At 72.7% G+C, this 17,652-nt stretch carries 10 protein-coding genes; 5 read left to right on the top strand and 5 right to left on the bottom strand.

The window, feature by feature from the left end; all coding sequences use genetic code 11:
* The first annotated feature begins 61 nt into the window (after nt 1-61).
* Nucleotides 62-253, top strand: coding sequence for a hypothetical protein (locus tag FHS29_RS23620; protein WP_184693928.1), 192 nt, complete (start codon nt 62-64; stop codon nt 251-253).
* A gap of 311 nt (nt 254-564) precedes the next feature.
* Complete coding sequence (locus FHS29_RS23625; RefSeq protein ID WP_184693930.1) at nt 565-6,033, top strand: ATP-binding protein; 5,469 nt, start codon at nt 565-567, stop codon at nt 6,031-6,033.
* Between the two features lie 212 nt (nt 6,034-6,245).
* Here the strand turns inward: FHS29_RS23625 and FHS29_RS23630 are convergent, their stop codons facing one another.
* Together FHS29_RS23630 and FHS29_RS23635 are read right to left on the bottom strand one after the other, a co-directional pair.
* On the bottom strand, nt 6,246-8,366 hold the full coding sequence (locus FHS29_RS23630) for a hypothetical protein (RefSeq protein WP_184693932.1): 2,121 nt from the start codon (nt 8,364-8,366) through the stop codon (nt 6,246-6,248).
* Nucleotides 8,367-8,543: 177 nt separating this feature from the next.
* On the bottom strand, nt 8,544-9,761 hold the full coding sequence (locus tag FHS29_RS23635; protein ID WP_184693934.1) for a hypothetical protein: 1,218 nt from the start codon (nt 9,759-9,761) through the stop codon (nt 8,544-8,546).
* A 560-nt stretch (nt 9,762-10,321) separates the two neighbouring features.
* Here FHS29_RS23635 and FHS29_RS23640 point away from each other — a divergent pair.
* The 3 genes from FHS29_RS23640 (at nt 10,322) to FHS29_RS23650 (ending at nt 12,494) form a co-directional block, all read left to right on the top strand.
* On the top strand, nt 10,322-11,284 hold the full coding sequence (locus tag FHS29_RS23640; protein WP_184693936.1) for a phenylacetaldoxime dehydratase family protein: 963 nt from the start codon (nt 10,322-10,324) through the stop codon (nt 11,282-11,284).
* 116 nt (nt 11,285-11,400) lie between these two features.
* Nucleotides 11,401-11,817, top strand: coding sequence for a VOC family protein (locus FHS29_RS23645; RefSeq protein ID WP_184693938.1), 417 nt, complete (start codon nt 11,401-11,403; stop codon nt 11,815-11,817).
* Nucleotides 11,814-12,494, top strand: coding sequence for an SDR family NAD(P)-dependent oxidoreductase (locus FHS29_RS23650; protein ID WP_184693940.1), 681 nt, complete (start codon nt 11,814-11,816; stop codon nt 12,492-12,494). The genes FHS29_RS23645 and FHS29_RS23650 overlap by 4 nt, the downstream gene beginning before the upstream one ends.
* On the opposite strand, the gene FHS29_RS23655 is transcribed toward FHS29_RS23650, so the two are convergent.
* The 3 genes from FHS29_RS23655 to FHS29_RS23665 all read right to left on the bottom strand — a co-directional run bounded on the left by FHS29_RS23655 (nt 12,479) and on the right by FHS29_RS23665 (nt 17,633).
* Entirely contained in the window at nt 12,479-12,862 is a 384-nt protein-coding gene (locus FHS29_RS23655; RefSeq protein WP_221456495.1) for a DUF1622 domain-containing protein, read from the bottom strand. The genes FHS29_RS23650 and FHS29_RS23655 overlap by 16 nt on opposite strands.
* A gap of 164 nt (nt 12,863-13,026) precedes the next feature.
* Nucleotides 13,027-13,758: an RDD family protein gene (locus tag FHS29_RS23660; RefSeq protein ID WP_184693942.1), complete on the bottom strand. Its 732-nt coding sequence runs from the start codon at nt 13,756-13,758 to the stop codon at nt 13,027-13,029.
* Between the two features lie 131 nt (nt 13,759-13,889).
* A complete protein-coding gene (locus tag FHS29_RS23665; RefSeq protein WP_184693944.1) occupies nt 13,890-17,633 on the bottom strand; it encodes an nSTAND1 domain-containing NTPase in 3,744 nt (1,247 codons plus the stop codon).
* Nucleotides 17,634-17,652 lie beyond the last annotated feature (19 nt).

Raw genomic sequence — 17,652 nt, forward strand, 5'->3', positions numbered from 1 at the left:
CCGGCGGGCAGGAGGAGACTTCGCGGTGTTGGTCCGGGCGGTGGCCCACAGGAGGCCTGTTATGCGCGCTCATCGGCGTTTCGCGCTGGCGATGGCGGCGGCAGCGGTGCTCGGTGTCGCGTCCGCGGTGGTGGTCGTCGAAGGGACGCACGCGGCCGATCGCGGCGGCACGTCCACGAACGGCCGGGTCGACAACGCGGACCCGCCGCCCATCACGACCACGTCCGACCCGAAACCCGGCGAGGACAACTAGGCACCCGGAGCTTCCTCGGGCTCGTCCTGCCGGGCCGGCCGTCGCCCGCCGTCGCACCGGTCACCTGGTGCGGACCGGCCGCGACGCCGACCGCGTTCACCGACGTCCCGCCGCCGGCGCACGTGCCCGTCGCGAGGTGACGGGGTTCACGACGGCGGCCGGTTCGCGGGTCCACAGCGGGTCTCTTTGTAGGGTTCCTACAACTTTCGACCGGCGACACGCATCGCGATTACGGTTGGCTTCCTGGGGTTGTACAGAAAGGCTGGTCGTCGACGGTCGCCACCGACCGCAGTCCGACGAGGAGCTCGTTCTTGTTCTGCCGAATCGCCATCGTCAACCGCGGCGAAGCCGCCGTGCGCCTCATCCACGCCGTGCGCGACCTCTCCGCGGAGACCGGGTCGCGCATCGAGACCGTGGCCCTGTACACCGACGTCGACAGCACGGCCACCTTCGTGCGGGAAGCCGACCTCGCCCACCACCTGGGCCCGGCCGCGAACCGGCCCTACCTGGACCTGGCGGTGCTCGAACGGGCCCTGGTGGACACCGGCGCCGACGCGGCCTGGGTCGGCTGGGGCTTCGTGGCCGAGGATCCGGCGTTCGCCGAGCTGTGCGAACGCATCGGCGTGACCTTCATCGGCCCCGGCCCGGACGCCATGCGCAAGCTGGGCGACAAGATCGGCGCCAAGCTGATCGCCGAGGAGGTCGGCGTCCCCGTGGCGCCGTGGAGCCGCGGTGCGGTCGACGACCTGGACGCGGCCGTGCGCGCGGCCCGCGAGGTCGGCTACCCGCTGATGCTCAAGGCCACCGCGGGCGGCGGCGGCCGGGGCATCCGGGTGATCAACTCCGAACCGGAGCTGGTCGACGCGTTCGACCGCACCAGCCGGGAGGCCGCGCGGGCGTTCGGCAGCGGCGTGATGTTCCTGGAGCGCCTGGTGAACGGCGCCCGGCATGTCGAGGTGCAGGTCATCGCGGACGGACAGGGCACGGCGTGGGCCCTCGGCGTGCGCGACTGCTCGGTGCAGCGGCGCAACCAGAAGATCATCGAGGAGTCGGCGTCCCCGGTGCTGCGGCCGGAGCAGGTCGCCGAGCTGAAGGCCTCGGCCGAGCGGTTGGCGCTGGCCGTGGGCTACCGGGGCGCCTGCACGGTCGAGTTCCTCTACCGCCCCGACGACGAGCAGTTCGCGTTCCTGGAGGTCAACACCCGCCTCCAGGTCGAGCACCCGATCACCGAGATCACCACCGGGTTCGACCTGGTGCGCGCCCAGCTGCAGGTGGCGGCGGGCGGCCGGCTGGAGGGCACCAAGCCCGTCGAGTGGGGGCACGCCGTCGAAGCCCGCCTCAACGCCGAGGACCCCGACCGCGACTTCGCGCCGTGCCCCGGCCGCATCGAGCGGCTGGCGCTGCCCGCGGGCCCCGGCATCCGGGTCGACACCGGCGTGAGCGAGGGCGACAGCATCCCGCCCGACTACGACTCGATGATCGCCAAGATCATCGCGCACGGCCGCGACCGCGCCGAGGCGCTGGCCCGCCTGCGCCGCGCGCTGGCCGAGACCACCGTGATCATCGAGGGCGGCGCGACCAACAAGAGCTTCGTGCTCGACCTGCTCGACGAGCCCGCCGTGGTGCGGGCGACCGCCGACACCGGCTGGATCGACCGCGTGCGCGCGCAGGGCGGGCTGGTCGTGCACCGGCACTCCGCGATCGCGCTGGCCGCCGCCGCGATCGAGGTCTACGAGGACGAGGAGCAGCTCGCCCGGCAGCAGCTGTTCACCTCCGCGCGCGGCGGCCGTCCGCACACCCGGCACGAGGCGGGCCGGACGCTGGAGTTCACTCTGCGTGGCGAGAGCTACCGCGTGCACGTCGCGCGGGTCGGCCGGCACCGGTTCCGGGTGGGTGTCTCGGCGGCGGCGGGCGAGGTCCGCGAGGCGGACGTGGACGTGCAGCGGTTCGACTCGCACACCGGGACCGTCACCGTCAACGGGGTGCGCTTCCGCGTCGTCACGGGCGTGCACGGCCCGGTGCACCACGTCGAGGTCGACGGCGTGACGCACCGGGTGAGCCGCGACGAGGGCGGCGTGCTGCGCTCCCCCATGCCCGCGCTGGTGGTGGCCACACCGCTGGAGGTGGGCGACGAGGTGGAGGCCGGCGCCCCGGTCCTCGTCCTCGAAGCCATGAAGATGGAGACCGTGCTGCGCGCGCCGTTCCGGGCGCGCCTGCGCGAGTCCGCGGTGTCGGTCGGCAGCCAGGTGCCCGCGGGTGCCCCGCTGCTGCGGCTGGAACCCCTGGGCGACGGCGAGGGCGACGCCGCACCGGCCGCACGAGGCCCGGTCGTCGAGCTGGACCTGCCCGCCGAGCCCGTCGACGTGCCGCCCGCGCAGGCGGTCGCGCGTCACCTGCGGGAGGTGCGCGACCTGCTGCTGGGCTTCGACGCCGACCCGAACGTGGCGGACCGCCTGTCCCCCGCCTACCTGGCCGCGCGCGGCGAGCTGCCCGAGCGCCCGCTGGCGGCGGAGGCCGAGCTGCTGCGGCTGTTCGCCGACCTGTCCGAGCTGTCCCGCAACCAGCCCGTCGGCGACGAGCAGCCGGACACCCGCGTGCACAGCCCGCGCGAGTACTTCCACACCTACCTGCGCAGCCTCGAACCGGACCGGGCGGGCGTGTCCGCCACGTTCCGCCGGCGGCTGACGACCGCACTGGCGCACTACGGCGTCTCCGACCTGGAGCGCACGCCCGCGCTGGAGGAGGCGGTCTTCCGGATCTTCCTCGCCCAGCAGCGCGCCACGTCGGACGCCGCCGTGGTCGCCGCGCTGCTGCGGCAGTGGCTGACCGAGGCACCGCCGGCGGAGTCCGACCGGGTCACCGTCGGGCTCGCGCTGGAGCACCTCGTCGCCGCCACGCAGGTCCGGTTCCCGGCGGTGTCGGACCTCGCGCGCGGCGTGGTGTTCCACTGGTTCGCCCAGCCCATGCTGCGGCGCTCCCGCGCCCGCGTCTACTCGTCGGTGCGCAAGCACCTGATCCACCTCGACCGCCACCCCGACGCGCCGGACCGCGCCGAGCGGATCGCGGCCATGGTGGCGAGCCCCGAGCCGCTGGTGCGGCTGCTCGGCCGGCGCATCGGCCGGCCGGGCACCGACCCGGTGCCGCTGCTGGAGGTGCTGGCCCGCCGCTACTACGGCAACGACGCGCTCACCGCGATCCGCCCCGCGCACGTGTCGGGGTGCGTGTTCGTGATCGCCGAGAACCGCACCGCGAACGCCCGGGTGGTCAGCACCGCGGTCGATTTCGCCACGCTCCCCGCCGGGGTGCGGGCGCTCGGCGAACTGGCCGGCGGCGACGCCCTGGTCGCGGACCTCTACGTGACCTGGCCGGACGGTCCCACCGACCCCGAGGAGATGGCCGCGCGGCTGCGCGAGGTGCTGGCCGGGCAGCCGTTGCCCGACGGGCTGGACCGCGTCACCACCACCGTGGCGGGCAGGCGCGACGAGGCGATGCACCACCACTTCACGTTCCGCCCCTCGCCGGCGGGCCCGGTGGAGGAACGCCTGGTGCGCGGCCTGCACCCGCGCATCGCCGAGCGCATGCAGCTCGACCGGCTGCGCGACTTCGACCTCACCCGGCTGCCGTCGCTGGACGAGGAGGTCTACCTCTACCGCTGCGTGGCCAAGCAGAACCCGTCCGACGAGCGCCTGGTGGCGCTGGCCCAGGTGCGGGACCTGACGCCGCTGCGCGACGACGACGGCCGGATCGCGGCGCTGCCCGCCGCGGAGGACGTGCTGTCCGCCTGCCTGGACGCCATCCGACGGGCGCGCAGCCGGCACGGCGGCGGCCACCGGCCGGCGACCAACCGCATCGTGCTCTACGCCTGGCCGCCGACCGACCTCGGCTCGGAGGACCTGGACGCGGTGGCGCAGCGCGTGCTGCCGACCACGACCGGCCTGGACCTGGAGGAGGTGCTGTTCCTCGCCCGGCGCCGCGACCCCGCCACGGGGCGGCTGGTCGACATCGGCATGCGCATCGGCGACGACACGGGCGCGGGCGTGCGGCTGTCGTTCGTCAAGCCGCCGACCGACCCGATCCGGCCGCTGGACGACTACCGCCAGAACGTGCTGCGGGCCCGCAGCCGCGGCACCGTCTACCCGTACGAGCTGGTCGACGTGCTCAGCGGCCCCGGCGGGTCGTTCGTCGAGCACGACCTGGTGGACGGCGAACTGGTCGCGGTGGACCGCCCGAGGGGGCGGAACGCGGCCGCGATCGTGGTCGGCACGGTGAGCACCCCCACCGCCAAGCACCCGGACGGCATGACCAGGGTGGCGCTGCTGGGCGATCCGACCAAGGCGCTCGGCGCGCTCTCCGAACCGGAGTGCGCCCGGGTCATCGCGGCGCTGGACCTGGCCGAGCGGCTGCGGGTACCGGTCGAGTGGTTCGCCCTCTCCGCCGGTGCCCGGATCTCGATGACCTCCGGCACGGAGAACATGGACTGGGTGGCGGCGGCGTTGAAGCGCATCGTCGAGTTCACCCAGGCGGGCGGCGAGATCAACGTCGTGGTGGCGGGCATCAACGTCGGCGCCCAGCCGTACTGGAACGCCGAGGCCACGATGCTCATGCACACCAAGGGGATCCTGGTGATGACCCCGGACTCGGCGATGGTGCTGACCGGCAAGCAGTCGCTGGACTTCTCCGGTGGCGTGTCGGCGGAGGACAACTTCGGCATCGGCGGCTACGACCGGGTGATGGGCCCGAACGGGCAGGCCCAGTACTGGGCGCCGGACCTGCGGTCCGCGCGTGACGTGCTGATGGCGCACTACGAGCACAGCTTCGTCGCGCCCGGCGAGCACGGCCCCCGGCGGGCGTCCACCGCGGACCCCGTGGACCGCGACGTGTGCGACTTCCCGCACAGCTTGCCGGACAGCCCGTTCACCACGGTGGGCGAGGTCTTCTCGGTGGAGGCCAACCCGGACCGCAAGAAGCCGTTCGACATCCGCACGGTGATGCGCGCGCTGGCCGACCAGGACCACCCGGTGCTGGAGCGGTGGCACGGCATGGCGGACGCGGACACGGCGGTGGTGCAGGACGTCCACCTGGGCGGCATCCCGCTGTGCCTGCTGGGCATCGAGTCGCGTGCCGTGCCGCGGCACGGCTTCCCGCCCACCGACGGCCCGGACACCTACACGGCGGGCACGCTGTTCCCCAAGTCGTCGAAGAAGGCCGCGCGGGCGATCAACGCGGCCAGCGGCAACCGCCCGCTGGTGGTGCTGGCGAACCTGTCCGGCTTCGACGGCTCGCCGGAGTCGATGCGGGAGCTGCAGCTGGAGTACGGCGCGGAGATCGGCCGCGCGATCGTGAACTTCCGGGGTCCGATCGTGTTCTGCGTGATCTCCCGCTACCACGGCGGCGCGTTCGTGGTGTTCTCCAAGGCGCTCAACCCGAACATGACGGTGCTGGCGGTCGAGGGTTCGTTCGCGTCGGTGATCGGCGGCGCCCCGGCGGCGGCCGTGGTGTTCTCCCGCGACGTCGACGGCCGCACCGCCAACGACCCGCGGATGCGCAAGCTGGAGGCCGCGGTGGCCGAGTCCACCGGCGGTGAGCGGGCGGCGCTGACCGCGGAGCTGGCGAGCACCAGGACCGCCGTGCGGGCCGAGAAGCTGGCCGAGGTGGCGGCCGAGTTCGACCGGGTGCACAGCATCCGGCGGGCCGTCGAGGTCGGCTCGGTGGACGCGATCATCCCGGCCTCGGGCCTGCGACCGCGGATCATCGAGGCGATCGAACGGGGTCTGCGGTAGCGCGCCGTCGATGAGGCGGACGTGGTCCACGAAGGGTCGGCCGGAACGGGGGCAAGGCGGCGAGGTGGGGGTCGCGGACGACACGGGCCCGGCCGGCGGGGGCCGGTGGTGTTCGCCACGGGCGCCGCACGGTGCCCGTGGTCCTCACCGGCCGGTTCCGGTCGTCGCGGCAGTGCCGTCCGGCCGGCGAGGACCCGGGGGTCGTGTTGAACTCAGGCGGGTTTGCGGATCAGGCCGGTGTAGGCGGCGACGGTGAGGGTGGCCAGTGCCCACAGCAGCGCCTGCAACACCCACAGCACGACGGTGAACACCTGGCCGGGGGTGGTGGACGTGTCGAGGTCGCAGCGGGCGCGCAGCCCGGTGACCCCCAGCGGCAGGCCGCGGTCGATGCCCAGGCCGATCAGTTCGACGGTGGAACACGGTGTCCCCGGCGGGATCGCGGCGCCGGGTTGCGCGACGGGCCGGACGCGTTCGGCGGCGTGGTGGTCGATGCCGGTGGTGATCTGGCCGGCGGTGTAGCCGGTGCCGCCGGCCAGGGCCAGGACCACGGCGAGGGCGAGCACCAGCCGGTGTGCGCGGTAGCCGTAGCGGCCCAGCCACCCCCACAGCCGGTGCCGCACGCGTGCGAGTCGGCCGCCCAGCGCTTCGGGGTCGCGGCGCCGCAGGTCCTCCTGCTGGACGATCAGCACGTGGCGGGCGTTGCCGTCGTGCCCGGCGGCCCGCTCCACCGCGGCCAACTGCTGGTACGGCTGGGGCAGGTACTCCGGGGTGTGGTGGACCAGCAGGTGCAACCACTGCCGCCACGACACGTGCCCCAGACGGGAGAACACCAGGCCCCGCACCGTGATCTTCCGGTCGACACCGGCCGGACAGGGCCGGCCCCCGGTCTCCAGCCGCCCCTGAGGGCACACCACCGTGGCCGGCAGGAACAGCATCCCGTCCACCTGCGTGTCGGCCAGCACGATCAACGGCCCGCCGTCGCCGTTGGCGATCACCGCTTCGTCGAAAACGGCCTGTCCGCCAATGCGGGCGCTGTGCAGGCGTACCGCACCCCACTCCCCGCTGCCGCTCATGACTGCTTTGCGCGGAGGCCGGTCGTCGTCTACGTGGGGGCGCAGGAACAGGGCACCGTCAGTGCGCAGGTAGTCGGCGTCCAGGGCGGGTCCGCTGTCATTGACGAACTCCGCACCGTCGAACTCGGCGGTCCCGCCGATGCGGGCACTGTGCAGGCGTACCGCACCCCACTTGCCGCTGCCGCGCGCGACGGTGGTGCGCAGGAACAGGTTGCTGTCGGTGCGCAGGTGCTCGACGGCCAGGGCGGGTCCGCTGTCGTTGACGAACTCCGCACCGTCGAACTCGGCGCTGCCGCCGATGTGGGCGCGGTGCAGGCGTACCGTTCCCACTTCGCCGCTGCCGCGTGCGACGGTGGTGCACAGAAACAGGTCGCCGGCGGTGCGCAGGTAGTCGGCGGTCAGGGCGGGTCCGCTGTCATTGACGAACTCCACACCGTCGAAATCGGCCTGTCCGCCGATGTGGGCGTCGTGCAGACTTACCGTACCCTCCTTGCCGCTGCCGCGTGCGACGGTGGTGTGCAGGAACAGGTGGCCGTCGGTGCGCAGGAAGTCGGCGGTCAGGGCGGGTCCGCTGTCATTGACGAACTCCGCACCGTCGAACTCGGCGTTGCCGCCGATGTGGGCGCCGTGCAGACGTACCGCACCCCCCTTGCCGCTGCCGCGCGCGACGGTGGTGTGCAGGACCAGGTGGCCGTCGGTGCGCAGGTTCTCGGCGTCCAGGGCGGGTCCGCTGTCGTTGAAGAACTTCCCACCATTGAACTCGGCGTTGCTGCCGATGTGGGCACCGTGCAGGCGTACCGCTCCCGCTTCGTTGTCGGAGCGAACGACAGCATCGCGCAGGAACAGGTGGCCCTCGGTGCGGAAGCCGTCCGCGAACAACCCCGACACCAGGGACGAGTCCAGGATGAGTTCGGGCAGGCCGGCGTGACGGCAGGTGATCCCTTCGGGCAGCGCGCAGTGCACCAGAGCCAGCCCGGTGACCGCTGTGACCCGGTCCAGGTCCAGCAACCCGAGCACCCGCACACCCTCGATGAGCACGCCGCGTGGGTCCAGCTCGCCGTGGCGGCCCAGCAGCAGGTCCCGGATCAGCTCCGCCCGCACGCACAGACCGGGGCCCTCGGCGACCGCCAACTCCTCCACGTCCACCTGATGGTCCAGCAGCCCCGCCGGCTCGCCGAGGCGGGCGGCGTCGAGCACCGCCCGCTCCAGTCCGGTCATCTCGTCCACCGGCAGCCTCGGCGGGATCCGCTCCTGGTCCACCCGTCCCTGATATCAGCACGATCGACGGTCCGCCGGCTCCCATGCCGCAACTGCCGGGGAAAGCACCGGAACAGCGGCATCGGAAATCACCCGCCGGAAACCGACGACGGGTCAGGCAGCCCGCGACTGTCCTGGTGACCAGCTCGTCAGGACGAGAATCCAACAGCACCACACCACCTACCGCTGAGCCCGCTTCCGCAGCGTCCGGCCGCGGGGCTTGGCCCGGCTCATGAAGTCGAGCGCCTCGCCCCAGGACAGCCCGTCGATCTTGGCGAAGGCCCGCACCGCCTGCCGGGCGAAGCGCATGGCCTGAAGCGGGCTCACCGCCGCCAGGCGCTGGAGGATGAGCCGGCCGGCCGCCACGTCTTCGGGTCGGACTTGCTCGCGCGGGTCCTCCAGCAGCCGCGGTGCTTCGGCCAGGAGGTGCTCCAGGGACCGCTGTACCTGTTCGTCCGTGCCGGCGAGGTGGGCCAGCTCCGGTGCCGCGTCCATCGCCGCACTCCACCAGGCGGCCAAGCCGGGGTACTCCCGGAACGTCGTGTCGCGGAACTTCCGCAGCGCGTCGAAGGAGCGGTCCTTGACCCGCTCGTCGGCCGCGGTGCGGGCGAACAGGCCATCGAGGTTGCAGCCGCCGGGGATGACGGGCAGCGCGTTGCCGCTGAACCAGCCGAACAGCTCCCAGTCGCCGTCTTCCGCCTCGTCCTCGTCCCAGCGCCGGGCGAAGTCGATGTCGGGTGCTGCCTCGAGCGCGTCGCAGTCGGTGGTGAACGCCTCGGTGCCGATCGAGTCGTCGTTGTCGCCGAAGGTGCCGAACCACAGCAGTTCCCAGCCGTCCATCGAGCCCTTCACCTGGGTCCGGACCGACGCCGATGCCGACGCCTTGACCTGGTCGACGGCTGCCGTGATCTCTTCGGGCGTCGGCGCGTGCGTGGCGTTCTGGAAGTCCGCGGCCACCTTCACCACGGCCAGGTGCACGGCGTTGACGAAGGCGCTGTAGCCGTCGTTGGCCAAGCTGTGCGGCCAGCCGTCCTCCTCCATGGCCGCGACCACCACGCCGGTGATGCCGGGCAGGTTGCCGTCCGGGAGCAAGGACGCGATGAAGGGGTCGTTGACCGGGATGGGCTTGAGCACGGTGCTGAACGAGCCGATGGCTTCCGGGATCGCGACGTCGTCACCGGCGTCGACGTCGGTGTCACCGAGGTTCCCGTGGCTGCCGTTCGACGAGACGATGATGGGCGAGCCGATCAGGCCCGCGCCCTGTTGCACGACGTAGCTGTCACCGTCGATCTTGAAGAAGACGGCCCAGAGGTACGGTGCGGCGTTACCCCAACCGTCGCCCTCGTCGTGGCAGTGCAGACGGGCAAGCCTGGTGGTCATGTTGATGGGAACCGCCATGACGGGGGTCCTTTCTCGACGTGGCGCTGTCGGCGAAAGGCTCCGGTGGCGCCGGCCTCCCGGCCGCCGGCCGGAAGCCGGGCGTCATCGACGCCCATGTACCCGTACCTCGGCTGATCGTTCCAGCCTGTTACGCCAACCAGCCCCAACGGGGGTTGATTCATTCGACCGGGTGACACAAGGGCCGGAGCACCTGCGCGGGGTGCTCCGGCGCCGTACAGGCGTACCGCTCCCGCGGTCCGGTTCGCCGGGCCGCACCACGGCGTGGGGGTGGAGGCGCCACCGCACTCTTGCGGTGCCCCGGCACATCGACCACCTCGGCACTTGACGGGTCGCCCTGCGCGTGGAAGCTGTAGCCACCCGATCGGGTGGCTACACCCGGTCGTGGACTCCACTGCCGCACGAGGGGATCCGACTCGTTCATGACCGAGCCGCACACGACTGTCCCGACCGACCGACCCCGATCCGGGGATGTGCCGTTGGTGGTGGAGGAAGGCCCCGGTCCCCATCGCGCCGCGCCGAACCGACCGCCGGGCCACGTCCCGAGGGGTGGCCCGGCGATGGAGGCGCGCCTGCCCGGGACGGTCAGCCACCTGGTGGTGGCGCGGATCGGCGTGCAGCACTCCGATCAGGAGCAGGCCGCCGCAGCGGTCGGACGCGTGCTGCCGCTGGTGCTGGACGGGCCGCACGCGCCCAGCCGGGTGGAGCGGACCAGGGTGCGGTCCGTCGAAACCGGGCAGGCCGCCGACGAGGTGCTGGTCTGCTACTGGACCGACGCGGCGGCGCACGCGCACTGGTGGGCGTCGGAGCCCGTGCGGCAGTGGTGGGACAGCCTGCCGGTCGACGGTCCGCTGGGGCACTGGATCGAGGCGGTCACCGCCGAGGCGGCGCGCACGGAGACGATGTACTCGACCCTGCACCCCGCCGGTCAGGCCGCCGCCCTCCCGGTGGGCTGGACCGACCTGCACGACTACGCGGGTGCGGCCCGCGACCGCATCCCGTTCGCCGGACCGCTGGGTGCCGGCGGCGAGGTGCGCACCGACCTGCCCGCCGGGGAGTCCCCGCGCGGCCGGCGGGTGCGGACGACGGACGTGCCGCAAGGCGCGTGCCTGATCCGCACCGCCCAGCACTGGGCAGGCGCACCGCCCGAGCAACTCCGGGCCTACCTGACCACGGTGGAACCCACCTACCACGCGGCCGTCCGGCACCTGGCGTCCGCCGGAGAAGGCTGCCAGTCGGTCCAGTTCCTGGAGTCGCTGGACATCGACGGCACGCCCGCGCACGGCTCGGAAGCGGTGCTGTGGTGGAACGACCTCGACGCTCTGCTCCGTTGGGCGCGGGACCACCCGACCCACCACGCCATCCTCGACGCGTTCTGGAGCGCCCTGGTCGCCCCGTACGGGATGGAGCTGAAGCTGGTGCTGTGGCACGAGGTGTTGGTGCTGCTGGAGGACGGCCTGGTCGCGGAGTACGTCAACTGCCGGAGCGGCACAGGTCTGCTCCCGGGTCGGGACAGCGAGTGACGCGGCCCCGCCGGCCACGGTCCGCGGCAGGGCGGTAGGCGTGCCGGTCGGCACCGCTCGCGGTGCCGACCGGCGTCGTTGGTCATCCGCGCGGGGTCCGTGCCAGAGTGGAGGGCATGAGACCTGGGTTCCACCTCGCCATCCCGGTCGACGACCTGGCCGAGGCCCGCGAGTTCTACGGCGGCGTGCTCGACCTCGAAGAGGGCCGCTCGGCCGACGCGTGGGTCGACTGGAACTTCCACGGCCACCAGCTGGTGACCCACGTCGTGCCGGGCGCGGACCGCGACTCGGGCCGCAACGCGGTGGACGGGCACGACGTGCCGGTGCCGCACTTCGGATTGATCCTGCCGGTGCCGGAGTTCCACGCGCTGGCCGAACGGCTGCGGGCGGCCGGGCGGGAGTTCGTGATCGAGCCCTACCAGAGGTTCGCGGGCGAGGCCGGGGAGCAGTGGACGATGTTCCTGCGCGACCCGGCGGGCAACGCGCTGGAGTTCAAGGCGTTCGACGACGAGTCGCAGGTGTTCGCGAAATGAGCAGGGGTGTACTGGTCACCGGCGGCAGCCGCGGCATCGGCAGGTCGATCGCCGAGGCGTTCCGCGACCTCGGCGACGAGGTGGTGGCGCTGTCCTCGGCGGATGTCGACCTGGCCGACCCGGTGGCGATCGCCCGGGTCGTCGGCGCCGCCGCCGACACCCTCGGCTCCATCGACGTGCTGGTCAACAACGCCGGCCTGGTGGAACTCGGCTCGCTGACCGACCAGTCGTACGAGGAGTGGCAGTCGTTGTGGCGCCGCACGTTCGACGTGAACGTCTTCGGCGCCGCGAACATGTCCTACTGCGTCGCGCAGCACATGATCGAGCGGGGCGTTCGCGGGCGGATCGTCAACGTCGGCTCGCGTGGCGCTTTCCGCGGTGAACCGGACATGCCGGCCTACGGCGCGAGCAAGGCGGCACTGCACTCGATGGGCCAGTCCCTCGCCGTTTCCCTCGCACCGCACGGCATCTCGGTGGCGTCGGTGGCTCCCGGCTTCGTCGCCACCGACCGGGTGGCCGACATGGTGACCGACGACGTCCGCCGCCAGAGCCCGTTCGGCCGGGTCGCGAAACCCGAGGAGGTCGCCGCCGCGGTGGTCTACCTGGCCTCGCCCGCGGCCGAGTGGGCGTCGGGCGCCGTCCTCGACCTCAACGGCGCCTCCTACTTGCGGACCTGAGGCCCGGTCGGGAGCTCGGCCTGGGGCTGGACCTCCCGCTGCTCCTGGGCTATCTCCCGGCCGAGGAAGTAGTTCAACGCCGTCCGGATCGCGGCGATCGCGGCGAGCTGCCCGATCTCCTCGAAACTGGGGGCGATCGAGGAGCGCAGGATGTCCGCGGCCAGCTGGAACTCCAGGCCCAGCACGAGGAACCTGCCCAGCGACAGGCGGATCGGGGTGAACACCGCGGCATCCCGGTGCCGGATCCCGTTGACGACGGAGCGGAACAGCGCCCACAGCGCCCCCACGACGATGATGCCCGCACCGGCTGCTTCGACCACACCGACCAGGACGTCGATGATCGAGTGAAGCGTCTTCTCGTCCACCACAGCACCTCCTCGTGACGTTCAGGCGTACCCGGTGGAGCCTGATCGACACGTCGGCCACAGGTGTTCCGCGCAGCGGTGCGCCGATACCGCCGCTCACGAGCAGCGGAACGGACACCGCACGGTCACGTTCGGTGGAGGTGGAGGTACAGCGCGCTAGCCCGCGATCACCGCGGCGGACCGCCGGTGCCGAAGCGGTCGCGCAACGACCTGCCTCGATCCAGCACGCGCGAAGTCGTGCCCTGCGCGAGCGACCACGCGTTCGAGTTCCGGACGGCGTTCACCTTGGCCGCCCAGTCCACCGGCTGGACCACGGTGCGGGTACGGCGGTCGTGCCAGCACGAGGGTCCGCGCAGCGCGAGGCATTCGATGAACGACACGGCCAGCAGCACGACACCCACCAGCACCCAGACGACATCGAGCCGGAGCGCACCGACGAGCAACGCCACCCACCCCGCGCCCGGCAGCAGCACGGTCAGCACCGAACGCGCCAACGCCCGCGCCGGACGCACCCGCCGCGTGCCGTCGACCGACACGACGGACAGCGAGGTGACCACCTTGCCCACCGTGCGGCCGAACCAGGCGTGCGCGACGAAGTCGTAGAGTGCCACCGCCAGCACCTGCGCCACCATCACCGCCACCACCGACAACGTGACGTCGCCCCACACCTCGGACAGGCCGGCGGCCGCGCTGTCCCCCGCGTCGTCCCACCGCGCCGAGAACACGCCCAGCACGCTGTCGTCCGCGACCGACGCCGCGCTCAGCGCCGCGCTGTGCTTGACGTGCCCGAGCGCGAGCGCCCACAGCGGCGAGGTGAGGACGAGCACCAGCAGCCAGTCGAGCAGGCGCGCGACCCAGCGGCGTCCGAGGTGCCGAGGAGGAAGGGTTTGCGGCAGCATGGTCACTCCCGGTGGCAGAAAGGGCAGACTACGGCCGGCCGCGGTTCGCGCGGTCCGTAGAACTGCGGCGAATGGCTCGTCGATCCGGGTGATCACCTCCGACGGCGCCGGAGCGCTCGTTCAGCGGCCGGTCAATGTCCGGGGCACGGTCGCCGGTCGGGCAGCTGGGGGAAGTACCGGTCCCACTGCGCCGAGCTGAGCGGGGGGTGGGCGACGGCGCAGACGGTGGCGGCGACGCGCTCGGGGTCGATCTCCAGCAGGCGTGCGGTGTGGTCCTTGCTCCCGGTGGCGAGCGTGTGGCCGTCGGGGGCGAACGCCAGGGACCACACGGCGTCGGTGTGGCCGGTGACGGCTGCGGACTCCGCGGGGTGGCGCGGGTCGCGGACGTCCCACAGCCGCACGGTGCGGTCCCAGCTGCCCACCGCGAGGGTGTGCCCGTCCGGGCTCAGGACCACGGCGTTGACGTTGTCGGTCTGGTGCACGACGGCGAGTTCGGTGGCGGCGCGGACGTCCCACAGCCGAACCGTCCGGTCCCAGCCGCCGGTGGCGATCGTGCGCCCGTCCGGGCTGAACGCCACCGCGATGACCCCGTCGGTGTGGCCGGTGAGGACGGCCAGGTCGGTGGGGCGCCGCGGATCGCGGACGTCCGACAACCGCACGCTCCGGTCCCAGCCCGCGGTCGCCAGCGTGTGGCCGTCGGGGCTGAACACCACCGCGTTGACGCCTTTCCGGTGTCCGGAGAGCACGGCCAGCCGGTTCGGGTAGCGGCGGTCCGCGATGTCCCACAACGACACGGTGCCGTCGAGGCCGGCAATGGCGAGGACCTGCCCGTCGCGGGCGAAGGCGACCGAGTTGACGTTGTCGTGGTGCGCGGCGAAGGTGAACAGCTCGGCGGGCCGGCGGAGGTCGCTGACGTCCCACAGGCGGGCCGTGCGGTCGTAGCTCGCGGTCGCGAGGGTGTGCCCGTCGGGGCTGAAAGCCAGCCCGCACACCGAATCCCGGTGCTGGGTCAGCACAGCCAGCTGCACGTTGCTGTGGGTGTCCCACAAGCGCACGGTGCGGTCCCAGCTGCCGGTGGCCAGGACACTCCCGTCCGGGCTGAACGCCACCGCGCACACGGGGTTGCCGTGCGCGGTGATCGTCGGTCCCGGGAGGTCCCACAGCCAGGTCGTGTAGTTCTTGCTCGACGCCGCCAAGGTCCGGCCGTCGGGGCTGAACGCGACGGACAGCACGTAGCCGGTGGGACCGTTGAACGCGGTCAGCTCGCGGGCGTGGGCCACGTCCCACAGCCGGGTCGTGCGGTCGTAGCTGCCGGTGGCCAGCACGCTCCCGTCCGGGCTGAACGCGGCGGCGCGGACGACGTCGGCGTGGCCGGCCAGCACGCGCGGCGGGGCGAGCGGGTCCGCCGTGTCCCACAACCGCACGGTGTGGTCCTGGCTCGTGGTGGCCAGCAGGCGTGCGTCGGGGCTGAACGCCACCCAGGTCACGGGTGCGGTGTGTCCGGTGAGGACGCGCGGCTCACCCAGTCGCGGCAACGTGGTCACGTCCCACAGCAACGTGGTGCCGTCCCAGTTCGCACCGGCCAGGGCCCGCCCGTCGGGGCTGAACGCCAACGACACGCTGGAGAGGGCGACGCGCGCGGCGGCGATCTCGGCCGGACGCCGTGGATCGGTCGTGTCCCACAACCGCACCCTCGAATCGCCCGCCACCGCCAGCGTGCGTCCGTCGGGGCTGAACGCCACGGCGTTCACGTCACCGGTGAACCCGGACAGCGTCACCATCACCTGCGGGGCAGCGGGATCACTGATGTCCCACAACCGCACGGTGTCGTCCCAACTGCCGGTGGCGAGGACGCGACCGTCCGGGCTGAACGCCGTGCCGTGCACGCTGTCGCTGTGCCCGGTCAGCGTCGCGATCACCTCGGGGTGGTGCGGATCGTCCGCGCTCCACAGCCGGACGGTGTGGTCCTGGCTCGCGGTGGCGAGCAGCTTCCCGTCAGCGCTGAAGGTGGACATGTTCACTTCGTTGTCGTGTCCGGTCAGCTGCGTGGCGTACGGCGTGGCGAACGTGCTGAGCAGGGCGCTGCGGGTGTCGACGGTCGGTGCGAGGCGGTAGGCGGCGAGGCCGAGTTGCGCCGCCGTGGCCGGGTCCGCGGCGCGCAACAGGCCTGCTTGACCCGCGACCCGCTGAGCGACGGCGAGGTCGCGCTGCCGGTCGGCCGCCGTTCGGGCGCGCAGCGCGTACGTGGTGGCGGTCGCGGCGAGCACCAGGAAGACGGTGAGCAGCGCCACCAGCCGGCGTAATCGGCGGGTGCGGAGGCGTGCGGCCGTCTGCTCCCGGACCTGCGCGGACAGGCTCGCTGCCAGGAACTCCCGCTCTCGCCTGCTGAGCACCGAATCGTCCTTCGTGGACAGGTCCTGGGCGAGGGCGAGGCGGGTTCCCCGGTACAGCGCTCCCGGGTCGCGGTCGACCGACTCCCACGCGTCGGTGGCTTCGGTGAGCTGCCGGTGGGTCCGCAACGCCTCGCGGTCCTCGGCGAGCCACTCCCGCAGGCGCGGCCACGACCGGATGAGTGCTTCGTGGGTGATCTCGACGGTGTCCCGGTCCAGCGTCAGCAGCCGTGCGCGGGCCAGGCGGTCGAGCACGACCATCGTGCCGGGGTCGTCCACGTCCAGCTCGCCGCGGCTGATGTGGCGCTTGGTGTCCTCGGTGCCCTCGCCCGGCACCGTCAGCCGGAGGAAGAGGTTGCGGGCGAGGAGCCGCTGGTGCGGGTCGAACTCGGCGTAGACCGACTCGGCGGTCTGGGCGAGAGCGCCGTCGATACCCCCTGCCGCGTGGAATCCGTTCAACGTCAAGGTGTTGCCGCGTCTTCGCCGCCACGTTTCGAGCAGCGCGTGCGACAGCAGCGGCAGCACACCCACCTGCCCGTGCGCATCGACCACGAGCTTCGCCAGCAGCGCGCTCTCGACAGTGCAGCCCGCGGCGACGGCGGGTCGGACGATCGCCGACCGCAACTCGTCGGTCGTCATCGGGCACACCGGGATCTGCGCGTCCCGGAAGAGGTCGACCAGGCGCGGGTAGTTGGTGCAGTGCGCGTAGAAGTCGGCCCGCACACCCAACACGACCCGGCACCGGCCGTGCTCCTCGACGGCCGCGGCGACTAGCAGGTCCACGAACCGCGCGCGCTCGGCCGGGTCGCGGCAGAGGGTGAACACCTCCTCGAACTGGTCCACCACGATGACGACCTCGGCGTCGTCCGGCCCGCCCGCCAGCCTCTGCCGCACCAGCAGGCGCAGGTCCCGCGCGTCCGGCACCCCCGACGAGCAGCCGGTGACGAACCCCAGCTCCTCGACCGGATGCGCACCAGGGGTGAACAGCACCACGTGCCACCCGGCGGGCAGGCGAGGGATCAGGCCGGCCCGCAGCACCGAGGACTTGCCGGCACCGGACGCGCCGAACAGCGCGACGAGCCGCCGCGTCGACAGGCGTGCCAGCAGGTCCTCGACGAGCCGTTCCCGGCCGAAGAACCGATCGGTGTCCTCCGGCTGGAACGACGCCAGCCCGGCGTAGGGCGGTTCTTGCCCGTCCGAGGCGTGGTGGGCGTCTTCCGCGAGCTCCGCGGCCACCTCGTGCCAGCGCCGTTCCCACTCCCCGACGTCACCGCCGCACCCGCGCACGTACGCCAGCGTCACCGCCAGCGTCGGCAGCTTCCGCCCGGCCGCGGCCTGCGACAGCGTCGCCGTCGAGTAGTGCACCTGCTGCGCGAGCGCGCGGTAGGGGGGACTGCCCGCCGCGGCCCGCAAACGTCGCAGGTCGGCCGCGAACCGCAGCAGCACGTTGTCCCCGTTGTCCAGCGGACGTTCCGCACGCGGCAACCGCGTTCACCCCCTGTAC

This window comes from Saccharothrix tamanrassetensis, from assembly GCF_014203665.1.
Classification (GTDB): Bacteria; Actinomycetota; Actinomycetes; order Mycobacteriales; family Pseudonocardiaceae; genus Actinosynnema; species Actinosynnema tamanrassetense.

What these genes read in the sequence shown, in the direction of transcription:
- FHS29_RS23620 (WP_184693928.1), top strand. Translation starts at nt 62, where the DNA reads ATGCGCGCTCATCGGCGTTTCGCGCTGGCGATGGCGGCGGCAGCGGTG.
- FHS29_RS23660 (WP_184693942.1), bottom strand. Translation starts at nt 13,758, where the DNA reads ATGCTGCCGCAAACCCTTCCTCCTCGGCACCTCGGACGCCGCTGGGTC.
- FHS29_RS23635 (WP_184693934.1), bottom strand. Translation starts at nt 9,761, where the DNA reads ATGGCGGTTCCCATCAACATGACCACCAGGCTTGCCCGTCTGCACTGC.
- FHS29_RS23645 (WP_184693938.1), top strand. Translation starts at nt 11,401, where the DNA reads ATGAGACCTGGGTTCCACCTCGCCATCCCGGTCGACGACCTGGCCGAG.
- FHS29_RS23640 (WP_184693936.1), top strand. Translation starts at nt 10,322, where the DNA reads ATGGAGGCGCGCCTGCCCGGGACGGTCAGCCACCTGGTGGTGGCGCGG.
- FHS29_RS23650 (WP_184693940.1), top strand. Translation starts at nt 11,814, where the DNA reads ATGAGCAGGGGTGTACTGGTCACCGGCGGCAGCCGCGGCATCGGCAGG.